The sequence below is a fragment of the Saccharopolyspora galaxeae genome (assembly GCF_016526145.1).
Taxonomy (GTDB): Bacteria; Actinomycetota; Actinomycetes; order Mycobacteriales; family Pseudonocardiaceae; genus Saccharopolyspora_C; species Saccharopolyspora_C galaxeae.
In genome coordinates this window covers 539,159-555,105 of the sequence record NZ_JADDUE010000002.1, presented here as the reverse complement: position 1 = coordinate 555,105, position 15,947 = coordinate 539,159, and the positions used below count along the sequence as shown (strand labels likewise).

18 protein-coding genes are annotated in these 15,947 nt (G+C 69.2%); 6 read left to right on the top strand and 12 right to left on the bottom strand.

The window, feature by feature from the left end; translation table 11 throughout:
* Positions 1-22: 22 nt before the first annotated feature.
* The 4 genes from INP57_RS07010 to INP57_RS06995 all read left to right on the top strand — a co-directional run bounded on the left by INP57_RS07010 (position 23) and on the right by INP57_RS06995 (position 4,250).
* Positions 23-868, top strand: coding sequence for an enoyl-CoA hydratase (locus INP57_RS07010; RefSeq protein ID WP_200069199.1), 846 nt, complete (start codon positions 23-25; stop codon positions 866-868).
* Between the two features lie 16 nt (positions 869-884).
* Entirely contained in the window at positions 885-2,036 is a 1,152-nt protein-coding gene (locus INP57_RS07005; RefSeq protein WP_200069198.1) for an acyl-CoA dehydrogenase family protein, read from the top strand.
* Entirely contained in the window at positions 2,033-3,028 is a 996-nt protein-coding gene (locus tag INP57_RS07000; protein ID WP_200069197.1) for an acyl-CoA dehydrogenase family protein, read from the top strand. Before INP57_RS07005 ends, INP57_RS07000 begins: the two co-directional genes overlap by 4 nt.
* A gap of 103 nt (positions 3,029-3,131) precedes the next feature.
* On the top strand, positions 3,132-4,250 hold the full coding sequence (locus tag INP57_RS06995; RefSeq protein ID WP_200069196.1) for an acyl-CoA dehydrogenase family protein: 1,119 nt from the start codon (positions 3,132-3,134) through the stop codon (positions 4,248-4,250).
* Positions 4,251-4,256: 6 nt separating this feature from the next.
* Here the strand turns inward: INP57_RS06995 and INP57_RS06990 are convergent, their stop codons facing one another.
* From INP57_RS06990 to INP57_RS06965, 6 genes are all read right to left on the bottom strand, one after another.
* Positions 4,257-4,913, bottom strand: coding sequence for a hypothetical protein (locus INP57_RS06990; protein ID WP_200069195.1), 657 nt, complete (start codon positions 4,911-4,913; stop codon positions 4,257-4,259).
* A gap of 226 nt (positions 4,914-5,139) precedes the next feature.
* Positions 5,140-5,631, bottom strand: coding sequence for a mycothiol transferase (locus INP57_RS06985; RefSeq protein WP_200069403.1), 492 nt, complete (start codon positions 5,629-5,631; stop codon positions 5,140-5,142).
* A 2-nt stretch (positions 5,632-5,633) separates the two neighbouring features.
* Positions 5,634-6,044, bottom strand: a complete 411-nt coding sequence (locus INP57_RS06980) for a Scr1 family TA system antitoxin-like transcriptional regulator (RefSeq protein WP_200069194.1) — start codon at positions 6,042-6,044, stop codon at positions 5,634-5,636.
* Positions 6,045-6,067: 23 nt separating this feature from the next.
* Positions 6,068-6,265 (bottom strand): DUF397 domain-containing protein, encoded by a 198-nt coding sequence (locus INP57_RS06975; RefSeq protein ID WP_200069193.1) that lies wholly within the window; start codon positions 6,263-6,265, stop codon positions 6,068-6,070.
* A 96-nt stretch (positions 6,266-6,361) separates the two neighbouring features.
* Positions 6,362-6,559: a DUF397 domain-containing protein gene (locus tag INP57_RS06970; protein WP_200069192.1), complete on the bottom strand. Its 198-nt coding sequence runs from the start codon at positions 6,557-6,559 to the stop codon at positions 6,362-6,364.
* Positions 6,560-6,576: 17 nt separating this feature from the next.
* A complete protein-coding gene (locus INP57_RS06965) occupies positions 6,577-7,401 on the bottom strand; it encodes a helix-turn-helix domain-containing protein (protein ID WP_200069191.1) in 825 nt (274 codons plus the stop codon).
* A 366-nt stretch (positions 7,402-7,767) separates the two neighbouring features.
* Here INP57_RS06965 and INP57_RS06960 point away from each other — a divergent pair, with 366 nt between their 5' ends.
* Positions 7,768-7,998 carry a hypothetical protein gene (locus INP57_RS06960; protein ID WP_200069190.1) on the top strand — a complete coding sequence of 77 codons (231 nt, stop codon included), beginning with the start codon at positions 7,768-7,770 and terminating at the stop codon, positions 7,996-7,998.
* A 484-nt stretch (positions 7,999-8,482) separates the two neighbouring features.
* Positions 8,483-8,845 (top strand): hypothetical protein, encoded by a 363-nt coding sequence (locus INP57_RS06955; RefSeq protein ID WP_200069189.1) that lies wholly within the window; start codon positions 8,483-8,485, stop codon positions 8,843-8,845.
* Positions 8,846-8,978: 133 nt separating this feature from the next.
* Here the strand turns inward: INP57_RS06955 and INP57_RS06950 are convergent, their stop codons facing one another.
* Genes INP57_RS06950 through INP57_RS06925 form a run of 6 tightly spaced genes read right to left on the bottom strand, consistent with a single transcriptional unit; the run spans position 8,979 to position 15,936 of the window.
* On the bottom strand, positions 8,979-10,148 hold the full coding sequence (locus INP57_RS06950; protein ID WP_200069188.1) for an MCE family protein: 1,170 nt from the start codon (positions 10,146-10,148) through the stop codon (positions 8,979-8,981).
* Entirely contained in the window at positions 10,148-11,308 is a 1,161-nt protein-coding gene (locus tag INP57_RS06945; RefSeq protein ID WP_200069187.1) for an MCE family protein, read from the bottom strand. The genes INP57_RS06950 and INP57_RS06945 overlap by 1 nt, the downstream gene beginning before the upstream one ends.
* Positions 11,308-12,519 (bottom strand): MCE family protein, encoded by a 1,212-nt coding sequence (locus INP57_RS06940; protein WP_200069186.1) that lies wholly within the window; start codon positions 12,517-12,519, stop codon positions 11,308-11,310. Before INP57_RS06940 ends, INP57_RS06945 begins: the two co-directional genes overlap by 1 nt.
* Positions 12,516-13,544 carry an MCE family protein gene (locus INP57_RS06935; protein ID WP_200069185.1) on the bottom strand — a complete coding sequence of 343 codons (1,029 nt, stop codon included), beginning with the start codon at positions 13,542-13,544 and terminating at the stop codon, positions 12,516-12,518. The genes INP57_RS06940 and INP57_RS06935 overlap by 4 nt, the downstream gene beginning before the upstream one ends.
* Complete coding sequence (locus INP57_RS06930) at positions 13,541-14,575, bottom strand: MCE family protein (protein ID WP_200069184.1); 1,035 nt, start codon at positions 14,573-14,575, stop codon at positions 13,541-13,543. Before INP57_RS06930 ends, INP57_RS06935 begins: the two co-directional genes overlap by 4 nt.
* Positions 14,572-15,936: an MCE family protein gene (locus INP57_RS06925; protein ID WP_200069183.1), complete on the bottom strand. Its 1,365-nt coding sequence runs from the start codon at positions 15,934-15,936 to the stop codon at positions 14,572-14,574. The genes INP57_RS06930 and INP57_RS06925 overlap by 4 nt, the downstream gene beginning before the upstream one ends.
* Positions 15,937-15,947 lie beyond the last annotated feature (11 nt).

Here is a 15,947-nt window from a genome sequence, read left to right as displayed (position 1 = left end):
CTCCCGGAAGAGGAGGGTGACGATGGCCGAAGAGGAACCGGTCGTGCGCTACGAGCGCAACGGTCCGACCGCGGTCGTGACGATGAACCGGCCGAACTACCGCAACGCGCAGAACTCCGCGATGACCTATGCACTGGACGACGCCTTCTACCGCGCCTGCGCCGATGACGAGGTCCAGGTCATCGTGCTGGCCGGAGCGGGTGAGCACTTCTCCGCCGGGCACGACATCGGCTCACCGGGCCGCGATGTCGACGTGGACTACGAGCGCCGCGCGGGCCTGTGGTGGGGCCACACCGACAAGGCGGGCGGCGAGTCCAGGTTCGCCCGCGAGCAGGAGGTCTACCTGGGAATGTGCCGCCGGTGGCGGGACATGCCGAAACCCGTCGTCGCGAGCGTGCACGGCGCGTGCGTGGCCGGTGGCCTGATGCTGGCGTGGGTGTGCGACGTGATCGTGGCCGCCGAGGACGCGTTCTTCGCCGATCCCGTGGTGCGGATGGGCATTCCGGGCGTGGAGTACTTCGTGCACCCGTGGGTGCTCGGGCCGCGAATCGCGAAGGAGTTCCTGTTCACCGGCAAGCGGATGAGCGCGCAGCGGGCCTACGAGGTGGGGATGGTCAACCGGGTCGTCCCGCGCGAGCAGTTGACCGATACCTCGCTGGAACTGGCCGGCGAGATCGCCGCGATGCCGCGGTTCGGGCTGGCGCTGGCGAAGAAGGCCGTCAACCAGGCCGAAGACCTCATGGGGCGGCACAGCGGGCTCGATTCCGCGTTCGGGCTGCACCACCTGGCGCACGCGCACAACGCCGAGGTCGAGCAGGACTCGCTCAGCGGCATGGACGCCAAGAGCATGAAGCGCGCCGCCGAGTGAGCGCGGGGAGGCTGCCGTGGATCTGACGTTCTCCGCCGAAGACCTCGCCTTCCGCGACGAGGTGCGCACCTGGCTGCGGGCGAACGTGCCCGCCGAACCGCTGCCGTCGCTGGAGACCGAAACCGGTTTCGCCGCGCACCGGCAGTGGGAGAAGACCCTGCACGCGGCCGGTTTCTCGGTCGTGTCCTGGCCCGTCGAGTTCGGCGGCCGGGACGTCTCGCTGGTGCAGTGGTTGCTGTTCGAGGAGGAGTACTACGCCGCGGGCGCGCCCGGCCGGGTCGGGCAGAACGGGATCTTCCTGCTCGCGCCGACGCTGTTCGAGCACGGCACGGCCGAGCAGCGGGAACGCTTCCTGCCGCGGATGGCTTCCGGCGAGGACGTCTGGGCGCAGGCTTGGTCGGAGCCGGAAGCGGGCAGCGACCTGGCCGGAATCCGCAGCCGAGCGCGCCGGGTGCCGGGCGGCTGGCGGTTGTCCGGGCAGAAGACGTGGAGTTCGCGGGCCGCGTTCGCGGACCGGGCGTTCGGGCTGTTCCGCAGCGATCCCGATGCCGAGCGGCACCGCGGGCTGACGTACTTCCTGTTCCCGCTCGACGCCGCGGGCGTGACGGTGCGGCCGATCGGGCGGATCGACGGCAAGCCGGCGTTCGCGGAGATCTTCCTCAACGACGTCTTCGTGCCGGACTCCGACGTGCTGGGCGAGGTCGGCGAAGGCTGGCGGGTCGCGATGAGCACCACCGGCAGCGAGCGCGGGTTGTCGCTGCGCAGCCCGGGCAGGTTCCTCGCCGCGGCGCAGCGGCTCGTCGAGTCGTGGAACGGTGCCGCGCAGCTGCAGGACCGGGTGGTCGACGCTTGGATCGGCGCGAGCGCCTACCGGCTGGCGACCTTCGAGACCGTCACGAAGGTCCTCGCGGGCAGCCCGGTCGGGCCGGAGTCCAGCATGAACAAGGTCTTCTGGTCCGAATTGGACATCGCGCTGCACGAGGCGGCGATGGACCTGCTGGGGCCGGACGCCGAACTCACCGCCGGATCGCCCGCCGCACCGGAGGGCGGCGCCTGGCCGGACGGCTACCTGTTCGCGCTGGCCGGGCCGATCTACGCGGGCACCAACGAGATCCAGCGCAACGTCATCGCCGAGCGCGTGCTCGGCCTGCCCAGGGAGCCGCGTTGAGGTTCACCCGCACCACCGAACAGCAGGACATGGCCGAGGCGTTGCGCGCGTTGTTCGACGCAGGCGACGGCGCGGCGATCGCGCGCAGCTGGGCCGCGGGCGACGCGGCTCCGTGGCGCCGGATTTGGGCGCAGCTCGGCGAGATGGGGTTGTGCGGGGTCGCCGTTCCGGAGCGGTTCGGCGGTCTCGGCCTCGGGCCGGTCGAGTTGGTGACCTGCCTGGAAGAGCTCGGGCGCGCCGGACTTCCCGGGCCGTGCGTCGAGTCGATCGCCGTCGTGCCTGCGCTGCTCGCGGACACCGCCGCGGCCGAGCGGTGGCTGCCCGGGATCGCTTCCGGCAACGCGGTCGGCACCGCGACGTTCACCGAGCACGTGCCGCGGGCGCTGGACGCCGACGCCGCCGACGCGGTGTTCCAGTGCGACGGGGAGCGCGCCACGGTCGCGGAACGGCCGGATGCGGTGGCGCAGCACTCCATCGACCCGGCCCGTCGCTTGTGGACGATCGAATCCGCTGGTGAGCCGGTTCCGGGCGCGCAGGTCGCCGAGGCGTTCGACCTCGGCGCGCTCGGCTGCGCGGCGCAGCTGCTCGGCATCGGGCAGCGGCTGCTCGACATGTCCACCCGGTACGTGCAGGAACGCCACCAGTTCGGCCGGCCGGTCGGGCGGTTCCAGGCGGTCAAGCACCACTTGGCGAACGTGGCGGTGCGGCTCGAATTCGCCCGGCCGCTGGTGCACGGAGCTTGCCTCGCCGAGCCCCGGCACCGTTCCCGGGACATTTCGGCAGCGAAGATCGCCGCCTCGGACGCCGCGTACTTCGCGGGCCGCATCGCGCTGCAGGTGCACGGCGCCATCGGCTACACCGCCGAGCACGATCTGCACCTGTGGTCGACCAAGGCCACGGCGCTGCACGCGGCGTGGGGCACCACGACCTGGCACCGGCGACGGGTCGCCGCTGCGTTGGCCGCGGGTGAAACCGCGCCGGTCGGGGCGTAGGTGCGGCGTCGGCCGCTTGCTAACGGCCACCCGGCACCGCCGCGAGCCCAGGCGACCACCTGCGCAAACCACCTCCCAAATCCCGAGTTCGAAGAGGAATCCGATGCGTTTCGCGTTCACCGAGGAGCAGGAAGACCTGCGGCGGGCAGTCCGCGCGCTGGTGGACCGCGGCGGCGGGCCGCACATCCCGGATCCGGAGGCGTCGATCGCCGAGCACGACACGGAGTTGTGGCGGCGGCTGGCCGGTGAGATCGGCGCGGCCGGGCTCAGCGTGCCCGAGGAGTTCGGCGGGATCGGTTGCGGCCTGGTGGAAAGCGGCATCGTCGCCGAAGAACTCGGCAGGCGGCTCGTCGCCGGTCCGTTCCTGGGCAGCGCGGTGATCAGCGCGGAACTGCTGCTGGCCACCGACGACGCGGACGCGCGCTCCCGGCTGCTGCCCGGGATCGCCTCGGGTGAGCGGGTGGTCGCGCTCGCGTGGGCCGAGCCGCAGAGCTGGTGGAGCACTTCGACGTGCGCCACGAAAGCGCGCCGTGACGGCAAAAACTGGCACCTGACCGGTGAGAAGAGCTTCGTGCTGGACGGGGCGCAGGCGGATGCCGTCCTGGTCGTAGCGGCGACGGAGAACGGGCTGTCACTGTTCGAAGTGGACGCCGCGGAGCCGGCCGCTTCCGCCCCGATGGACCTGACCCGGCCGATGGCCGAGCTGCACCTGCACGAAACGTCCGCTCGGCTGATCGGAGCCGAGGGCCAGGCCGCACCGGCGCTCACCCGCTGCCTGGACGTCGCCGCCGCCGCGCTCGCCGCCGAGAACGTCGGTGCCGCCACGCGATGGCTGGAGGAGACGGTCGCCTACGTTCAGGTGCGCGAGCAGTTCGGCCGCGCGATCGGCTCGTTCCAGGCCGTCAAACACCGGCTCGCGGACCTGTTCGTGGCGGTCGAATCGGCCCGGTCGCTGTCCCAAGCTGCCGGTTGGGCCGTGGCCACCCGCGACGACCGCGCCGCGGAATTCGCGGCGATGGCGAAGTCCTTCTGCTGCGAGACCTACGCCGACGTGGCCGCCGAAGGAATCCAGCTGCACGGCGGCATCGGCATCACCTGGGAGCACGAGGCCCACCTGCACCTCAAACGTGCGCACTCCGCGACCCACCTGTTCGGCACGCCGCGACGGCACCGGGAGCGGCTGGAGGATCTGCTCGGGTTGGCCGGTTCCGCCGCGGGCTGAACCGGCTCAGCTGCCGGTGCTCTCCCAGACTCTCGCGAATGCGGTGACGGTGTTCTTGGCCGGATCGAACGAAACCTCGTCGATGTAGGCGATCCGGTTGCCGGCGGTGCGCACGCAGAACCGGCTGGAGTCGGTGAGCGTCAACTTCGCGGCACCCTGCTTGCCGATCCGGTCCGCGCACTGCTGGCGGTTCGGGTCGTCAGGACCGTTCCACGCAGCGATGGTGGGTGGGGTGTTGGAGGTTCCCGGGCCGAGTCCGTGCAATTCGGGCTCCCCCGCCTCGCCGTGGGGATCGATGCCGCTGGCCCACACGCTGCGTTGGGACCCGTCGGACTGGATGTTCGGCGGTTTCAGGTCGAGGTTCACGTTGCGGAGATCGACCCTGCCTTCGGAACGGACCGCGGCGATTCCCGAGTTGGCGGTGCCCGAGCTCGGCTGCCCGGCGGCCGGGACACCGTCCTCGCCACGACCGAACCGATCGACCGCGGCCAGGACGATGACGACGGCCAAGGCGCAGGCCAGGATGATGCCGATCCACTTCACCGGGCCGCTCGGCCTGCCGAAGTAGATGTCGCGCGCCGAGCCGGTTTGCACCGTCGGTCCCCTGGACTCGGCGGAGATCGAGTTGTGCGTTTTGGCTCGGTCCTCATCCGATTCCCGCATGCGCCGAGTATGCCGCCCGAGAAGCCCTCCACGGCGCACAAGACGGAGTGATCAACCGAACGCAGCAGCCGGTGAGTGATCGGATGACGCCGCCGCAGCGCCGACCGGATCGGGCTTAACGGGCCGATCAGCTCATCAACGGTCGCAGTGACCGGCCTTGATCGCTTGCGAAACCTGCGCCAACGTCGCTGTCACCAATACGGCAGCCGCACCTTGTGATCTTGGGTCACTCGCCGACTTCGCCGTCAGCGAGTTCACGCAGGAGGTCGAGGTGGCCGACGTGTCGGCCGGTTTCTTGGTTGACGTGAGCCATGATCCACCGGATGGTTCGTTGGCCGTCCGCCGCCAGGTCATCCGGTCCTTTGTCGACAACCGCGTCGGCGGAATGGGTCCACTCCGCCTGATAGGCGGCGATGACCGTCTGGGGTGTGTCGGTGTCGGAGAGGTTCCACGAGGGGTCCGGGCTGCCTTTCCACAGGGAGGGCAGGTCGGCGCCCGCAGCGGTGATCGAGATCCAGTACCGTTCCACGGCGGTGAGGTGCTTGATCACACCGAGCGCGGTCGTGTGGGGTGAAGTGGCGAGCGGTGCCGCGGCGGCGAGTGTGTGAGTGAGCCCGGCGACTTTGCCGACCGCAGTCTGCCGTAGGAATTGAAGAAAATCTAGCTGGAGCCGCAGTTCGCCGGTCGCGAGTTCGTCTGGCCAGCGTCGATCGGGCATGGTCAAGCAGAGCCCCCTGCTTGCACAGCGCCAGCAGCCGGTCGATCTGCGCCAACATCGTGGGCCGGGCACGCGAAGTAGCGCAGGGCCGATTCCGCGATCAGCAGCTCCACATGTTTCGCCGAGTCGTACAGCGCGTGCTGCCGTTCGAGGCGTACTTGGACGGCGGCATCGGTGTCCTGTGGTACTTGCTGGAGTTCAGCAGACGTACTGAACACGTGACGAGCGTAGTGCGCCGTCTGCACGAGGCCGGGCACGACTACAAGCTCGAAGGCGCGGATCGCGTCGGCTTGCTCTTCGGCCTCGCGACTTTGATCTTGCCGTTGCTGATGCCCGGTCCGCAGTTGCCGCTTCCAGCTCGCCACTTCGAGGTCGCCGGGCTTCTGCGAACCGATGCGGTACGGCTCCCCCACTGCACCTCCTGCGAACGAAACTCTCAGTATTCGTATCTACCGGACTTGATCGCGCTGATGAAGTCGCTCCATCGTGGTGACGTGATGCGGAGGGCGCCGCCGTCGCGGTCCTTGGTGTCCCGCACTCCCGCGATGCCCGGAGCGCCGCCGACTTCGACGCAGGTTTGGGTCGCGCTTGTGCGGCTGCTGGTACGCCACCCGGTGATCTTGCTTGATGTCATGCTCTCTCCCCTTCCAACTTCTGCGCGTAGCTGCCCAGCAGCTCGACGGAGTCGCCAGTGCTGAGCGCTGACGTGAGGCTGGAACTGCCGGTTCACCTAGCTGTCGAACCGGTCGGCCTTCACTGACCGGATGAGGTCGCCGAACCTGGCTGCGTCTAACACCAGGGCTTGTCCACCAGGTTCCTTGCTGTCCCGGATGCCGCAGACTCCCGGGATGTTCGTCGCAACTTCGACGCACTGGCCTTGTGCTGAGCTGCGGCTGGATTTGCGCCATTGGGCGTGTGTGAGGTCCATGCTCGTTCGCTTTCGGATCAACGTGTGTACTGCGCGAGCAAGTGCGCCGTGTCGTGCTCCGACAGCGCGCGTTCTTGCAGCCCGTCGAACAGCGTAGCGAGCGATTGCACCGCCTCGTGGTCGTCCACCAGGTGGCCGCCGACGTTGTACTCCTGGTGTCCGGTTTCCGGCCAGGTATCCGCAGGGAAGTTCAACAGCACGAAACCACCGGCCATGGCCTGGTGAATCCCCGAATCCATTGGCATGACGCGGATCGACACGTGCGGCAGGTTCGCGGCGTTGATCAAGTGGGCCAACTGGTCGTCCGCGAGGTCGCGCTCTGCTGCGCACCGTTGAATAGCCGATTCGGATACCACCGCCACGAGATTCAGAGGGTCGTCCTTCGCTGTGAGCCGATCCTGGCGACGCATCCGGGCCGCGACCCGTTTGTCCACTTCGGCATCCGATGCGGACGGATCGCCCATGGCCACCCGACGCGCGTACGCCTCGGTTTGCAGCAGGCCGGGGATCAGCTCGGCTTCCCAGTTGCGGACCCGTGTCGCCTCGGACTCCAAGGTCACGTAGTTCGCGAGCCACTTGGGCAGGCGGTGGGTCTGCCACCAGCCTGGTTTCTGAGCCTCCGACCGGGTCGTGAGCAGAACTTCGCGTTCATCTTCCGGAACGCCGTAGACCGAGCACATCACGATCAGGTCCGGTCGGGACGGCGTATTGCGGCCGCTCTCCAAGTGGCGCACCCGGTCAGGGGTGCAGCCGAGTTCGGCCGCGATGTCGGCGCGCGTGACCCCGGCACTCTCGCGCCACCTTTCCAGGCTCTTGCCCAGCATCAACCGTCGCAGCGTCATGTGATCAGCCTAAGACGCAGTACGCGGACACCTCGAATCACCTGATCGTGATCATCTATGACAGTACCCGTACTTGGTTAAGTATGTGACAGTACGTGTACTGGATAATCCGGTTTCTGAGTGCGGAACCGCGGCGATACGGGCCGCGACAAGAGGAGGTCTGCGTGGTGGAAGCAGCGGTCAAAGTGTGGGCGGCGTCGTGTGGGCCGGTGGATTCGTTCTGGCACGCGGTGCGGCGGACGGATGGGGGCGTTTTGCCGGCGGTGTGCGGGGTTTTCGTGTACGGGCCGCTGCATCTGCGGCGTGGCGAGTGTCCGGACGGGGAGTTCGACCGCGATGCGTGCCGGAAGTGCCTGGATGCCTGCGATGTCTGAGGAGTCCGCGCGGCATTTCTGGCGTCCGAGCGGTGATGTGGTGCGACACGCCTTCCGCGGGCGCCGCTGGTGCGGGCAGACCGAGGCGACCGCGGTGTGCGGAACCGAAGTAGAGCTGGCCGCCGAGGTGCCCGAACTGGACTGGGTCCGGGCTCCCACCTGCGAAGCCTGCAACGCGGTGCTGCGCAGCGAACTCCCGAAGATCACCGGATTCTTCGGCTGATCCCTGAACTTCCTCGGGCCCGAGCGGCTCTCCCGCCCCTCCGCCGCCGGGCCCCGAGGACGGCCTCCTGCCCGCCGCGACGCCCAGCCCCGACACGGCGCCGCGCGACGGAGGCCCGCGGGGGCACGCCACTCCTCCCCGGCGCGCCCCCGCACCCTTCCTTCCCGAGCGAACGGACCGTTCGTCCGAATGGATTGGACGAACAGGCTGTTCACTCAGAACGGGACGTGCGCGAACCCGGGCGGGGTTTCCGAGTGAAGGGCTCCTTCGACCGATCTCTCGGGGCGAAGAGGTCCGTCCCTCCCACCGAATCTGATTCGCGCGGGAAATCCCGCACGGCACCCCCGGAATTTTCCCGGATGTTCCCGGAGGTGGGCTGTGACCTGGGGAAACGGCCGTGCTTCGGCGGTGCGGGTGGTCGCGGTGAGGTTCTACGGTCGCGACCGCATTTTCCTGGATGTATCGAGTTCAAGGAGGCGTGATCATGAAGATGTCCGCTGCGAAGCGCGGGATCATCGGCGGCCTGCTGGCCGTCACCGGTGTCGTCGGAGCCACCGGTATGGCGGCCGCGAGCCCGGGGTCGCCGAGCCAGGTGCTGATCGACAACCAGGGCGACTACACCCTGACCTACAAGCTCATCGACGACAACGGCGAAGTCCGGCGCGCTGAGGTGGCGGCCGGTCAGCAGGACCAATTCGAGCCCGTCACCGGCGAAACCATCGAGTTCTGGATCGGCGACGAGCGCCTCCGCGAGTACGGCCCGCTGGACAACGCGACCTCGGTCAAGTGCAATACGGCCGGCTCCGCCGCGGCTCCCGAGGCCGCCTGCCGCGACCTCAACAACTGAGCCGATCTCGGCGCGTTCGGCCGGGCAGCCACCCATGCTGCCCGGCCGTTCCGCATCGGCTTCACCCCGAGTGAGCGGGCCGTTCTGGCCGAACGGTTCCGTTCTGAACCGGCGCAGGTTCCCGGCAAGCCGGTCAGTTGAGCGGGAACGGTAGTGGCGGCTGGCCCTGTTGGGGAGGTGCTACCGCGTCGGGGATCGGGGCGCGCGGCACGTTGGCGGAGCCGCGGACGTTCGTGGGGCTGCCCGGAGGTTCCTGGCACTCGATGTCGCGGTTGGTCGGGGCCGGTGTGGTGTCGCTGCCGGGACGGCGCTGGGTTCCCTCGTAGCCCTTCTCGCACGCGAGCGGGTTGAAGAAGTTCAGCACCACGCCCAGATGTCCCCGCCCATCGCCGTCCTGCGCGCTGTGGCTGGCCGCCGACATGATCGGCAGCGCGACGAGCATGTTCTCCAGCGCGGGCGTGCGAACCTCCAGCAGCTGCATGGTGGTCAGCAGGTTCGCCGTGCTCTTCTCGAAACCGGAACGGCTGGTGCGCAGCAACTCGTCCACCTCCTGCGCGGCAGGCGGCGCTGCGTTGATCAGCCGCCGCAGGTCCGGGTCGGAGCTCTTGAGCTGCCCGGAGATGTCCCGCAAACCCTTGCTGAAACCGGTGATCCGGTCCGCTTCCTGCTGCTGGGTCCGCAGCACCACATCGGAGTTGTCCAGCAGCCCTGTCGTCTGCGGCAGGTTCCGATCGGCCGCTTTGACCAGCGAACTGGTGCTGTCCAGCATCTGCTGCAAGTGCGGGCCGGTGCCTTGGAAAGCCTTCCCCGTCTCGTCCACGACGGTGCGCAACGAGTCGAGCGGCACGCTGGTCACCAGGTTGTCCAGGTTCACCAGCAGGGACTCCGGCGGTGGCGGCAACTCGGTGCGCTCGACCGGGATCACCGAACCCTCCGCCAGCATCGGCCCGCGGTTGTCGTCCGGGCGCAGGTCGATGTACTGCTCGCCCACCGCCGAGCGGTTCGCCACCGCGGCCCGCGCGTCCGCGGGAATCGGCGGTGTTCCGTTCTCGATGTGCAGGTCGGCGGCCATTCCGCGGTCGGTGAGCCGCAGCGCGGTGACACGGCCGACCGCCACGCCGCGGTACGTCACCTCGGAATTGACGAAAACCCCGCCGGAATCGGGCATGTTCACGGTGACGGCGTAACCGTTGCCGCCGAACAACCGGTCCACGCCCGCGTACCGGGCACCGGTGAAACCGATCCCGATGACCGCGATGGCCAGGAACAACCCCAGCCGGATCTTGGTGCCTCGGCTGAACATCACTTCCCCCCGAGCAGGTGGTCGAGCAATCCGCCGGACTGACCGGGCGGCGGAGCCTGTCCCGGCCGAGCCGAGTCCGGAGGCAGGCCGGGAACCGGGGACCGGCCGGGCCCCTGCGGTGCCTGCGGCGCCGCGTCGTTGAGCCCGGGCAGCGGCAGCAGCGGCCCGGAACTGTTGGAGAGATTCCCGAGCACGCTGGTCAAGTCGAGATCCAGGTCCACGTCCACGTTCACGAAATCGCCCTTGAGCGGGTGCATCGCCTCCTCCGGGAACGGGTAGGTGGCCAGGTAGCCGATCGCCTTCGGCAATCCCTCGCCGGCCTTGGCGAGCTCGCGCAGCGTCGGCTCCAACGCGCGCAGATCCGCGACGAGATCTTCCTGGCTGGCATCGATGGTGTGCGTCGCAACCCCGGAGAACCGGTCCAGCGACTGGAGCATCGCCACCAGCTGGTCGCGTTGCTGCTCGATCGTGCGCAATCCCGGCGACAGCCCGTCCAGCCCGGCGACCAGGTCACCGGTCTGCGCGCGCAGGTCGGCCGAGAGCCGGTTGAGCCCGTCCAGGGCGCGGGTGATGTCCTGCTTCTGCCCGTCCAACCGGGTGACCGCTTCGTCCACTCTGGACAGCATGGAGCGGATTCTGGGCTCGTTGCCGGACATCGCGGTGTTCAGCTCGTCGACGATGCCGCGCAGTTCGCCGACTCCGCCGCCGTTGAGCAGCAGCGACAGCGCGCCCAGCACCTCCTCCACCTGCGGGTTGCGGTTCGTGCGCTCCAGCGGGATCACCGCGCCGTCGCGCAGCGAACCGCGCGCCGGTTCGTTCGCCGACGGAGCGAGTTCGACGAACTTCTCGCCCAGCAGGCTGGATTGGCGCAGCCGCGCCTCGGCATTGCCGGGAAGCCGCATGTCGCCGTTGACCGCCAGGGTGGCGACCGCGGTCGTGTTGTCCGGGGCCAGCCCGATCTTCTCGACCTTGCCGACGGTCACGTCGTTGACCTTCACCCCGGCCTGCGGCACCAGATCCAGCACGTCGGCGAAGTGCACGCGCACCCGGTACGGCTCATCGCCCAGATCGGCACCGCCGGGCAGCGGGGCCTCGTACAGCGAGGTCCCGCAGCCGGACAGCAGCAGCGTCACCAGCGCGCAGACCAGCAGGCGTCGCATCACGGCCCCCCGTTCGGCGGCGCGGCCGGGGCGCCCCCGGTGGGCGTGTTCGCGGCCAGCGGCAACGGCAGCGGCGGCAGTTGGCCCTGGCCGAGGTGGTGCACCGTCTCGCCCACCGACGGCAGCTTGAGCGTGCCGTCCAGCACCGGCGCCAACTCACCGCACGCCTTGCGCAGATCCTCCGGGACCTGCTGCGGCGTGGAGTGCTCCAGCAGCTTGCAGACCATCAGCACCGGCGGATTGGTCAGCTCGTTGATGTTCGCCCGCACCGCGACGGAACCGGACGCGGCGTCGTAGGCGTTGATGAAGTTGCTGGCCCCGGTCGGCGCGATGTCCAGCACCTCACCGAGCGCTTCGCGCTGATCCACCAGCGCCTGGGTGACCCCGGCCAGGTTGTGCACGTTCGCCGAAGCGGATTCCCGGTTGTCCCGGACGAAGCCCTCCAGGTCGCCGAGCGCGGTGGCCAGCGAACTCAGCGAAGCCGCGGTCTGCTGCCGCTCGTCGGCGAGGAAACCGGAAACATCGGCGATCCGGCCGTAGAACTCCTGCACCTGCGCGTCGCTGGAAGCCAGCGTCGCGGTGAACTCGTTCAAGTTGTCCACCGTGGCGAACAGGTCGCCCTGCGAATGCTCCAGCGTGCCGGACAGTTCGCCGAGCCGCTGGATCGTGCCGTTCAGCTTCTCCCCGTTGCCGTCGAGGTTGGCTGAGGCCGTGTCCAGCAGGTTCGACAGGTCCCCGCGCTTGTTCGCGCCATTCGGCCCGAGCGCCTGGGACAGCGCGTTCGCGCTGCGGTAGAGGTCGTCGAGGTCCGCGGGCGTCATGGTGCGGTCCTTCGGCACCACCGCACCGGAAGCCATCGTCGGCCCGTCGGTGTAGGCCGGGGTCAGCTGCACGTAGCGGTCGCTGACCAGGCTCGGCGCGACCATCACGGCCTTCGCCCCGGCCGGGACGGCCACGCCCTCGTCGACGGTCATGTCGACCCGCACTTGACCGCCTGCCGGGACGACCGAATCCACCTGGCCCACTTCGACGCCCAGCACGCGCACCGACGAGTGCTCGTAGAGCCCCACCGCCCGGTCGAAGTAGGCGGTGATGCGCAGGTCCGGGTTCCGGAACGCCCACCACAGCCCGCCGCTGATCAGCAGCGCGAGCACGCAGCCGAACGCGATCAGCGCCGTGGCCGCGGGATGCCGCGCGGTCGCGGTGTTCATCGTCCGCCCCCCGATCCTTGCTGTTGCGCGAGATCGCAGCCCTCGGGATTGACCTGCAGCGGACCGGCGCTGACCGAAGGCGGCAGCAGCCCGCAGAGGTAGCCGTCGAACCAGCGCCCGTTGCCGACGGTGTTGTTGAAGCCGGTCACGTACGGCTTGAGCGAGGCGATCGTGTTCGCGAGGTTGTCCTGGTTGCGCTGCAACATCGAGGTGACGTTCTCGAGCTCGCGCAGCGCGGGGTTCAGGTCCGCCTGGTTGTCCGCGATCATGCCGCGGATCTGGGTGGAGACCGCCTGCGTGCCGCGCAGCAGCGAACTGATCGACTCCTTGCGGTGCTGCAGTTCCGCGAGCAGCAGGTTGCCGTCCTCGACGAGCTTGCGGACCTGCTCGTTGCGGTCCGCGGCGACCTTGCTGACCCCGGCGGTGTTGTGCAGCAGCTCGGAAAGCTGCTGGTCGCGGGAAGCGATCGTGCGCGACAGCGCGGAGAGCCCGTCGACCGCGCCGCCCAAGTGCTGCGGGGTGTCGCGCAAGGTCTCGGAAAGCACCTGGAAGCTGCGGCCGAGCTGGTCGGTGTCGATCCGCTCGGTGGTGCGGGTCAGCTCGTCCAGCGCGTCCGGGATGTCGAACGGCACCTCGGTCCGCGAGGCCGGGATCGTCTCGTCCGGGTCCTGCTCGGCGCTGCCCTGCGGCTGCAACGCGAGGTTCTTCGCCCCCAGCAGCGTTTTGATCTGCAACGACACCCGGCTGCGGTCGCCGACCCGCGCGTCGTCGACGGTGAAGTGCACCAGCACTCGATCACGTTCCAGCCGCACGTCGCTGACCTCGCCGACCTTCACGCCCGCGAGCTGGACCTCGTCGCCCGCGGTGAGCCCGGCCGACTCGGTGAACCGCGCCGAGTAGGTGGTGCCCCCGCCGATCAGCGGGAGGTCCTTGGCGAAGAACGCCACCAGGCAGGCGGTGATCAGCAGCCCGAGGGCGACGATCCCGACGGTCGCCTGGTCGCGGTCCCGCAGTGGTGTGCTCATGACTGGCACCTCGTCGCCGTCTCGGTCAGGGGCAGCGGCAGCACCTGCGCGGTGACGTCCAGACCGGCGATGCCGACCGTCCCGTTCATCTGGCACAGGTAGAAGTTGAACCAGCTTCCGTAGCTGACCGTGCGGGTCAGCGAATCCAGCCGGTTCGGCAGCGTTTGCAGGTCGTGCTCCAGGCCGGGCAGTCCGGCGTTGAGGCCCTTCGAGAGGTCCTTGAGCGCGGAGACGTCCTGCTTCAGCGGCGGCCGCGCCTGCTCGAGCAGGCCGGCCGTGGTGTTGGTGAGCTCGTCCAGCGCGCCGACCGCCTCACCGATCGGTTCGCGCTGCTCGGCGAACCCGCTGACCAGCCGTTGCAGCGAGGTGATCAGTTCGGACAGCTGCGGGCCGCGGGAGTTGACCTGCCCGAGCACCGCGTTCAGGTTGTCGATGACCTGCCCGATCACCTGGTCCTTCTGCGCCATCGTGGCGGTCAGCGATGCGGTGTGCTGCAGGATGCTGTCGATCGTGCCGCCCTGGCCCTGCAACACCTGGATCAGCTCGCCGGAGAGCTTGTTGACGTCCTGCGGCTGCAGCGCCTGGAACAGCGGGCGGAACCCGTTGAACAGCGCCGTGAGGTTCAGCGCGGGCCGGGTCTGGCTCACCGGCAGCGTGCCGCCCGCCGGCAGCACCGGCTTGCCCGGCGACATCGCCGCGTCCAGCGCGAGGTAACGCTGTCCGGCGAGGTTGCGGTACTTGACGGTGGCGACCGTGCTCGTCGGCAGCTTGCGCGCGGAGTCGACCTCGAAGCGCACGAGTGCGCGGGTGCCGTCGACGACCTCCAGCGAGGACACCTGCCCGACGCGGACTCCGGCCATGCGGACCTCGTCGCCCTCGCCGATTCCGGACGCGTCGGCGAACTTCGCGCCGTAGGAGGAAGTTCCGCCGACGTTGGAGGCGGCCACGGTCATCGCCAGCAGCGCCGTGAGCACGACCGTGACGACGGTGAACGCGATCAGCTTCAGCAGCGGCCCGGTCAGTCCCCTCATCGCAGCTGCACCTCCGTTCCGCGGTAGACGGGGCCGACGAGCAAGCTGCTCCACTCCGGCACCTCGCTCGGCTGCCGGTGCAGCGACGGTGCCTGCAGCGCGGCGATCAGGTCGCGTTCCGCGGGTGAGTTGGGTTCCAGCGGGCCGCCCGCGCTCCCTCCGGCCGACTGCGGGCTGGTGGACGCGGGAGCCGCGGCCTCGCCTCCGGCAGGCAGCTGCTCACCGGGACCGTGCGGCGGAGGCGGATGCGTCGAACCGTCCTTCAGCGCCCCGCCCGGCGGGTATTGCGGGAAGCGGGCGGGCGGCTCGACCCACGGGTAGCACCGCGGGCCGCGGCTGTCGTTGTACTCCGGGGAGTCGGTGCCCGGCAGGTACTTCCCGCGGCTGCCGGTGACCTCGATGGTCACCTTCTGCATCGGCACCGGATCGCCCTTGCCGAACGCCTTCTCCGCCAGCGGGATGCTGTCGTTGACCTGGTCGAGCACGCATTTGTACTGCGGCGCGTAGCGGCCGAACAGCTCCAGCGTCTGCCGGGAGTCGGAGGCGAGCCGGATCATGTTGTCCTGGTTGGCTTCCAGGAACCGGGTCGCGTTCACCGCGGTGACGTTGGTGGCCTGCCACAGGTGCTGGAGCTGATCCTGGTGCTGTGCAACGGTTTTGCTCGTCGTGGTGAAGTCGTTCATCGCGCGCAGCAGGTCCGGGGCCGCTTCGTGGTAGGTCCGCGCGACGTCGTCGACCCGGTCGATGACCGATTCCAGGCGCGGCAGCTGCGGGTTGAACTTCGCCAGGTAGGTGTCCAGGTCCCGCACGGTCTGGCCGAGCTGCTCACCGCGCCCGTCCAGCGCCTGCGACACCGCGTTCAACGTCGCCGCGAGGTCCTGCGGTTGCACGGCCTGCAGCAGCGGCAGCAGGTCGCCGAGCACCTTCTCGATCTCCATCGCGGCCTCGCTGCGGTCCTGGCCGATCACGTCACCGCTGGCCAGATGCGCACCGGAGTTCTTCTCGGGCATCTGCAGCGAGACGTAGCGCTCGCCGAACAGCGTCTTCGGCAGCAGTCGCGCCGAGACGCCGGCCGGGATCTCGGCGGCCATTCCCGGTTGCAGCGCCAGGTTCAGCACCGCGTTGCCCTGCCCGGAGGTCACCGAACGCACCTCGCCGACCACCACGCCGCGCACCTTCACGTCGGCGCCTTCGCGCATCTGGTTGCCGACGCGGTCGGTGTGCAGCGCGACGGGCACGACCGGCGTGAACGCCTTCTGGTAAACGCCGACCATGGCGGCGAAGAACAACGCCGAGACCAGCAGGAAGACCAGCCCGTAGAGCTGGTAGCGGCGCCGGCCGCGGTGTTCACGAGTCCTCATCGGACACTCCT

Coding starts and splice junctions, on each gene's coding strand:
- INP57_RS07010 (WP_200069199.1), top strand. CDS start 23: ATGGCCGAAGAGGAACCGGTCGTGCGCTACGAGCGCAACGGTCCGACC.
- INP57_RS06995 (WP_200069196.1), top strand. CDS start 3,132: ATGCGTTTCGCGTTCACCGAGGAGCAGGAAGACCTGCGGCGGGCAGTC.
- INP57_RS06990 (WP_200069195.1), bottom strand. CDS start 4,913: ATGCGGGAATCGGATGAGGACCGAGCCAAAACGCACAACTCGATCTCC.
- INP57_RS06985 (WP_200069403.1), bottom strand. CDS start 5,631: ATGCCCGATCGACGCTGGCCAGACGAACTCGCGACCGGCGAACTGCGG.
- INP57_RS06975 (WP_200069193.1), bottom strand. CDS start 6,265: ATGACATCAAGCAAGATCACCGGGTGGCGTACCAGCAGCCGCACAAGC.
- INP57_RS06970 (WP_200069192.1), bottom strand. CDS start 6,559: ATGGACCTCACACACGCCCAATGGCGCAAATCCAGCCGCAGCTCAGCA.
- INP57_RS06965 (WP_200069191.1), bottom strand. CDS start 7,401: ATGACGCTGCGACGGTTGATGCTGGGCAAGAGCCTGGAAAGGTGGCGC.
- INP57_RS06960 (WP_200069190.1), top strand. CDS start 7,768: ATGTCTGAGGAGTCCGCGCGGCATTTCTGGCGTCCGAGCGGTGATGTG.
- INP57_RS06955 (WP_200069189.1), top strand. CDS start 8,483: ATGAAGATGTCCGCTGCGAAGCGCGGGATCATCGGCGGCCTGCTGGCC.
- INP57_RS06950 (WP_200069188.1), bottom strand. CDS start 10,148: ATGTTCAGCCGAGGCACCAAGATCCGGCTGGGGTTGTTCCTGGCCATC.
- INP57_RS06945 (WP_200069187.1), bottom strand. CDS start 11,308: ATGCGACGCCTGCTGGTCTGCGCGCTGGTGACGCTGCTGCTGTCCGGC.
- INP57_RS06940 (WP_200069186.1), bottom strand. CDS start 12,519: ATGAACACCGCGACCGCGCGGCATCCCGCGGCCACGGCGCTGATCGCG.
- INP57_RS06935 (WP_200069185.1), bottom strand. CDS start 13,544: ATGAGCACACCACTGCGGGACCGCGACCAGGCGACCGTCGGGATCGTC.
- INP57_RS06930 (WP_200069184.1), bottom strand. CDS start 14,575: ATGAGGGGACTGACCGGGCCGCTGCTGAAGCTGATCGCGTTCACCGTC.
- INP57_RS06925 (WP_200069183.1), bottom strand. CDS start 15,936: ATGAGGACTCGTGAACACCGCGGCCGGCGCCGCTACCAGCTCTACGGG.